Raw genomic sequence first — 5751 nt, 5'->3', positions numbered from 1 at the left:
CGACGGTCAGCGTGCCGCTGACCGTCGTGCAGTACGCGGTGGTCACGATCTCCACGCAGTAGCGGGAGCCCGGTTCACAGCTTCGGCGCCGGGATCCGCCAGAGCGCGGCCGGGTTCGACTCGCCGCCCGGCGACGACTCGAAGGCGATCCACTTCCCGTCCGGGGACCAGCTCGGCGCTCCGTCGTAGGCGCCGTCGTTCCTGGTCACCCGGACGGGCTCGCCGCCGTCCGCGGCCACCACGAAGATCTGCGCGTTCTCCAGGTTGCCGAAGTTCGACGAGAACACCAGGTGGCGGCCGTCCGGCGACCACGTCGCGTCGGTGTGCTCCCCCGGCGAGCTGGTGACCTTGCGCAGCCCGCTGCCGTCCGCGCCGACCGTCCACAGCGCCCAGCTCTCGCTGCCGGCGTCGCGCCGCTGGAAGACGATCCGGTCGCCCTTGGGGGACCAGTTCGGCTGGCGGTTGTCGGTCTTCGTGCCCTTGCCGTCGACCAGCCGCACGGGCGCGCCGCCGCTCTTGCGGACCTTCCAGATCGAGTCCTGCTCGGCGCTGTCGCCGTGGACGGAGGCGTGCTCGGGCTCCCAGCTCTGCTGGAAGACGATCCACTCGCCGTCCGGGGAGAAGCTCGGCTCGTTGAAGCCGCTGTCGTCGTCGTGCCGGGTGACCCGCTGGGGGGTGCCGCCCGGCTTCATCGTCCAGACCTCGTCGTGGCCGCCGTCCCGGTCGGTGGCGAAGGCGAAGGCGTCGGCGGCGGCGTTCCAGCTGGTGCCGGGGAGGTTGACGGCGGCCTTGTCCGGATCCTCCACCACCTTGCGCAGCGTGTGGTCGCCGCCCTCCAGGGGCAGCACGCCGAGCGCGGCGGCGCCCTTGTTGTAGCCCTCGGCGAACTCGGTGACCAGCACCGAGGCGCCGTCCGGGGCGAACGCGGGGTTCTGCGCGCTCTTCTTCCCGCCCGCCCGGTACAGCAGTTCGGCACCGTCGGCCCGGCGCTCGCCGGAGCCACCGGTGGGCGGCGCCCCGGTGGCAGTGGTGCGGCCGGGCTCCGGCTCGTCCTCCGAACCGGAACTGCTGCATCCGGCGACCAGCACCAGCGCGGCCGCCGAGGCGGCGATCAGCGTACGAATCCTCATGCGCCACACGCTAGTTGAAGTATCCTCAGGCGCGTGTACGAAAGGTGAAGAGCCGGTGCCGGTCCGCCCGGGCGCTCAGGAGTCGCCGTCCAGCAGGTGCTGGTGCACCTCCTGGAACGTCCACGGCCCGCCGGCCGTCCGGGAGAACACCCAGACGAGGTCGAAGCGGTCCGGCCAGACCGCCGGCGCGCCGCTGCCGGTCGCGCCGAGCGCCTCCACGATCCGCGGGATGCGCCCGTGCTCCCAGCTGACGAGCACCGGCTGGGCGCCCGTCAGCACCGCCGCGGCGAGCTCGGTCTCCTGCGACTCGGCGTACGTCGTGTCGACCTGCAGCCCGAGCGCGGCGCCCAGCGGGGTGACGGTCTGCCGCATCCGGTGCGCCCCGGCGAGCGGGCCCTGGTCGGTGGCGGCGTAGATCCGGGCGGGCTTGCGGAGCCCGGCGGCGGGCGGGTCGAACAGCTTGGGCAGCGCCTTCGCGCGCGCCCAGCCGCGCTCGGTGAGCGACTTGCCGTCGTGCTTGCCGTTCTCGTCCAGGCCGGGCGTGCTGCCGTCCGGCTTCTCGCCGTGCCGGATGATCATGACGAACGCGTCGCCGCCCGGGTCGCTCGCGCGGGCGGCGCTCGCGTTCGCGGCCTTGGCCGCCTTCTTGGCGTCCTTCGCGTTCGACGAGCAGCCGGTGAGCAGCACGGGCACGGCCGCGGTCAGGCCGGCGAGCAGGGTGCGGCGGGAGAGCGGAGAGGTCACGCGGCACCCCGCTCCAGGCGGACCAGCAGGTCGACGGCGGTGGCGCCGCCTCCGCCCCCGTCCTGGCCCTGGTGCCCGGGATCGCCGCCGACCGGGCGCAGGACGCTCTCCGCCCGGACGGTCGTCAGGCCGTGGTCGGCGACGTCGGAGAGGACGTCCTCGGGGGTGTACAGGACCCGCGGGTCCTGCGGCCCGCCGACGCCCTCGGCGAGGTTGCGCAGGTGGTGCCCGATCACCAGCAGGGTGCCGCCCGGCGCGAGGGCATCGGCCGCGCGGCGCAGCGAGGCCCGGCGGTCGCGGGCGGGCACCTGGAGGTAGGCGACCAGGACGAGGTCGTAGCCGGCGGCCGGCGGGTCGAAGGTGCGGGCGTCGTCGTGGCGCCAGGTGAGCCGGTCGGCGACCTCGTCGGGCAGTTCGGCGGTGAGCCGTTCGGCGCGCTCGATGGCGACCGCGGAGAAGTCGAGACCGGTGACGTCCCAGCCCTGGCGGGCCAGCCAGATCGCGTTGCGGCCCTCGCCGGCGGCGACGTCCAGGGCGTGACCGGGCGCGTGGCCGGTCAGTTCGCGGACGACCCACAGGTTGGGATCGGCGCCCCACACCAGCTCCTTCGCGGCGTAGCGGTCGTCCCAGTCCTGGCTGTCCATGGCGAGTCCTCCGTTCGGCGGGCCTGCGAGGTACCGGTCAACTTACCGGTCCGCGCAAGCGCCCTCCGGGAAGCGTCCGGCGGGTGGACACCGCCGGTTAGGTGCCGGCACCGCCCAGCGCGGTGAAATAGCCCGAAATGTTACGGTGATCGTGATGAGTGGAAATGCGGTGGAGAAGCGGCAGTTCGGGCACCCGCTGGACCAGGGACCTGCCCGTGGGCAAGCGCGCCGACAGCGGGAACCGGATCACCGGGGCGCGTCTGGTCAAGGACGCTCTGGGCTGGCACATCGCCTTCCGCGTTCAGGCCGTGGAGCCCGCACCCACGCCGCACACCGGACCCGAGGTCGGCATCGACGTGGGCGTGAACGTGCCGCTCGCCCTCTCGGACGGCAACCACCAGTACCACGGACCGTGGCTGACCGAGAAGGAGCAGGCCAAACTCCTGCGGCTGGAGCAGCGCGGCGCGCAGCGCAGGCAGCACCGCGCGCCCGGTGAACGAACCAGCCGCCGTCTTTGCAGGACCTATGACCAGGCCGCACGGTTGCGCGCGAGAGCCAAGCGACGCCACCAGGACTGGCAGCACAAGACCACCACCGCCATCGCCGGGCAGTACGGCACGGTCGTGGTGGAGCAGTTGCAGATCACGAACATGGTCAAGTCCGCCCGGGGCACCCTCGGGGAACCCGGCAGGAACATCGCGCAGAAGTCCGGACTCAACCGGTCCATCCACGCCGAAGCGTGGAGCCGCACGGTCACGATGCTGGCGTACAAGATTGCCCGGTGCGGTGGCACCCTGGCCAAGGTCCCGGCCCCGGACACCTCCCGGCGCTGCCACGCCTGCGGGTTCACCACGCCCGGCAGCCGGCAGACGCAAGCCCTGTTCGTGTGCAAGAACGCCGGCTGCGGCTGGTCGGGCAACGCCGACCTGAATGCCGCCCGGAACATCCTGCACCTGTACCGGACAGGCCACGGCATCGTGGTCGTCCCGGCTGCCGGGAGGGCAGTCGTCAGGCGCGCGAAACGCGTCAAGCCCGCTGCCGCAAAGTAGGCAGGAATCTCCCGGCTCCAGCCGGGAGAGAACTTCAAGAGAACGCGTACTACCCGAAGAACGTCGACACCAGCGGCGCGAACAGCGTCGACGGCAGCACCGACGGCTGGGACCAGCCGCTCAAGGGCAACCTGCCGACCGGCGTCGCCGGCGACGCCGGCGGCGGCCCCGCCTCGGCGGCCGGCATCTTCGACGGCGTCGACCTCGACTGGGAGTACCCGGCCTCGGCCGGCGGCCACACCGGCAACCACTACTCCCCCGCCGACAAGCAGAACTTCACCCTGCTGCTCAAGGAGTTCCGCACCCAGCTGGACGCCCTCGGCGCCGCCCAGGGCAAGCGCTTCCTGCTGACCGCCGCCCTGCCCAGCGGCCAGGACAAGATCGCCCAGCTGGAGACCGACCGGATCGGCGCCTACCTCGACTACGCCGACGTCATGTCCTACGACATGCACGGCGCCTGGGACGCCAAGGGCCCGACCAACCACCAGGACCCGCTGCACGACAGCCCGGCCGACCCGACCACGCCGATCACCCCCGGCGCCCGCAAGTACAACGTGGACACCATGCTCACCGCGTACACCGCGGGCCTGCCCGAGTACGGCATCCCCGGCGGCTTCCCGGCGAACAAGCTGGTCCTCGGCATCCCGTTCTACTGGCGCGGCTGGACGGGCGTCCCGGCCGGGAGCACCTACGGCCTCTACCGGAGCGCGACCGGGCCGACCGCGGCCAAGCCGCTCAGCCAGGAGGCCGGCCTGGCCGCCTGGAAGGAGCTCAACCCGACCGCCGCGAACACCCACTGGGACCCGGTCACCGAGAGCAGCTGGGTCTACGACGGCACCAACTTCTGGACCGGCGACACCCCGCAGGCCGTCCAGGCCCGCGGCGCCTACGCCAAGAGCAAGGGGCTGGGCGGCATGTTCGCCTTTTCCCTGGAGAACGACGACGCGTCCGGCACACTGCTGAACAGTATGGACGGCAGCCTCCGCTGACGGCCCGGCAGGCAGCACGAGGGGCCGTACGGATCGCTCGCCGATCCGCACGGCCCCGGGCTCGCGCCGCCTTGCCGCCTTGCCGCCGGCTAGTCGCCGCCGAGGTTCAGCTGTGGGAACAGGTCGGTGAACGGCTGCGTGGTGACGCGGACGGTCCCGCCGAACGGGTCGTCGAAGTCCCAGATCATGAACAGCAGGAAGGCGATCAGCGCGCTGAAGCAGCCCGCCAGGACCAACTCCCGCGGCGTGCGCCGGATCTGGAGCGCGAACAGCATGCCGAAGGTGACCAGCGCGCCGGCGATCAGGCCGAACCAGACGACCCCGGGCATCGTCGGCTCGGCGTTCTGCCCGCGGGCGTTGCGGGCGTCGGAGGCCTGGGCGATCCGGTCCATGATCGGCTGGTAGGACTGCGCCTCCAGCTCGGTCGTCGGCGGCCGGGTGGCGACGTCCGCGCGCACCTGGGCCAGCAGCTCGGTCCCCTTGTCGGAGATGTTCCCGTGGTCGCGCATGTAGTCCCACTCGACCTTCACGACGTACGACACGTAGGCGTCCACGTCGGCCCGGAGCTTGTCGCGGACCTCGGCCGGGTAGACCACCGCCCGGTCGCTCACCTCCTGGAGCGACTGGGCCTCGCGGAACACGTCGTCCTGGGCCGTGCCGCGCGCCTCCCAGACCCCCGCGATGGCGAGGCCGAGGACGATCGCGTACACCACGCCGATCATCATCGTGATGTAGTCGATGACGTCCGGGGTCTCGTCGTGCTTCTGGGTGCCCACCCGGCGGTGCCGTAGCACGACCACCGCCACGACGACGGCACACGCCGCCGCCATGGCGATGGCCAACGCCACCCACTCGTCCATGGGGACTCCTTTCTCTGGCTCTGCTGTCTCTGGCACTGATCGGTGACGAGGAATGTCGGGGTCGGGCCCGGACGCGAGCGGTCCGGGCCCCGGGGTCGTCCGGGAGCTGCGGTCAGGAGCCGCTCGACCGGCCTCGGCCACCGCCGCGGCCACCGCCCGAACGCAGCATCGCCGCCGCGAGCACCGCGGGCACGGTCACGATCAGCATCGTGGTGGTGGGCTTGGCGCTGTGGTGATGCACGGGGGCAGCCGCCAGGGGCGCGCCGGCCGGCACGTGGAAGCGGATCTGCGGCGCCGGGGTCGGCCACGCGGGGGCCGGCGGGGACGGGCTCGGT

5 protein-coding genes and 2 pseudogenes are annotated in these 5751 nt (G+C 72.5%); 2 read left to right on the top strand and 5 right to left on the bottom strand.

Annotation, left to right across the window (positions count from 1 at the left end; translation table 11 throughout):
* Nucleotides 1–74 precede the first annotated feature (74 nt).
* The 3 genes from AB0O00_RS27600 to AB0O00_RS27590 form a co-directional block, all read right to left on the bottom strand.
* A complete protein-coding gene (locus AB0O00_RS27600) occupies nucleotides 75–1130 on the bottom strand; it encodes a hypothetical protein (protein ID WP_363656205.1) in 1056 nt (351 codons plus the stop codon).
* Between the two features lie 75 nt (nucleotides 1131–1205).
* On the bottom strand, nucleotides 1206–1874 hold the full coding sequence (locus AB0O00_RS27595) for a hypothetical protein (protein ID WP_363656203.1): 669 nt from the start codon (nucleotides 1872–1874) through the stop codon (nucleotides 1206–1208).
* Nucleotides 1871–2518, bottom strand: a complete 648-nt coding sequence (locus AB0O00_RS27590; protein WP_363656201.1) for a class I SAM-dependent methyltransferase — start codon at nucleotides 2516–2518, stop codon at nucleotides 1871–1873. The genes AB0O00_RS27595 and AB0O00_RS27590 overlap by 4 nt, the downstream gene beginning before the upstream one ends.
* Nucleotides 2519–2712: 194 nt before the next feature.
* On the opposite strand from AB0O00_RS27590, the pseudogene AB0O00_RS27585 reads away from it, so the two are divergent.
* Together AB0O00_RS27585 and AB0O00_RS27580 are read left to right on the top strand one after the other, a co-directional pair.
* A pseudogene (locus AB0O00_RS27585) lies at nucleotides 2713–3567 on the top strand (transposase); the annotation flags it as partial.
* 131 nt (nucleotides 3568–3698) lie between these two features.
* Nucleotides 3699–4556 (top strand): glycosyl hydrolase family 18 protein, encoded by an 858-nt coding sequence (locus AB0O00_RS27580; protein ID WP_363656207.1) that lies wholly within the window; start codon nucleotides 3699–3701, stop codon nucleotides 4554–4556.
* A gap of 89 nt (nucleotides 4557–4645) precedes the next feature.
* On the opposite strand, the gene AB0O00_RS27575 is transcribed toward AB0O00_RS27580, so the two are convergent.
* The gene (locus AB0O00_RS27575) at nucleotides 4646–5416 is read right to left on the bottom strand and encodes a hypothetical protein (RefSeq protein ID WP_363656199.1); all 771 of its coding nucleotides are present in this window, start codon (nucleotides 5414–5416) and stop codon (nucleotides 4646–4648) included.
* 112 nt (nucleotides 5417–5528) lie between these two features.
* Nucleotides 5529–5751, bottom strand: a pseudogene (locus AB0O00_RS27570) (hypothetical protein); the annotation flags it as partial.

It is taken from the genome of Kitasatospora sp. NPDC093558 (assembly GCF_040683475.1).
In the GTDB taxonomy this organism is placed as follows: Bacteria; Actinomycetota; Actinomycetes; order Streptomycetales; family Streptomycetaceae; genus Kitasatospora.
Note: the sequence above shows the minus strand (reverse complement) of the source record. Positions and strands in the feature narration are given on the sequence as shown.

Bases quoted from the DNA above. Each gene is read 5' to 3' on its own strand.
- AB0O00_RS27600 (WP_363656205.1), bottom strand. From the start codon at position 1,130: ATGAGGATTCGTACGCTGATCGCCGCCTCGGCGGCCGCGCTGGTGCTG.
- AB0O00_RS27575 (WP_363656199.1), bottom strand. From the start codon at position 5,416: ATGGACGAGTGGGTGGCGTTGGCCATCGCCATGGCGGCGGCGTGTGCC.
- AB0O00_RS27590 (WP_363656201.1), bottom strand. From the start codon at position 2,518: ATGGACAGCCAGGACTGGGACGACCGCTACGCCGCGAAGGAGCTGGTG.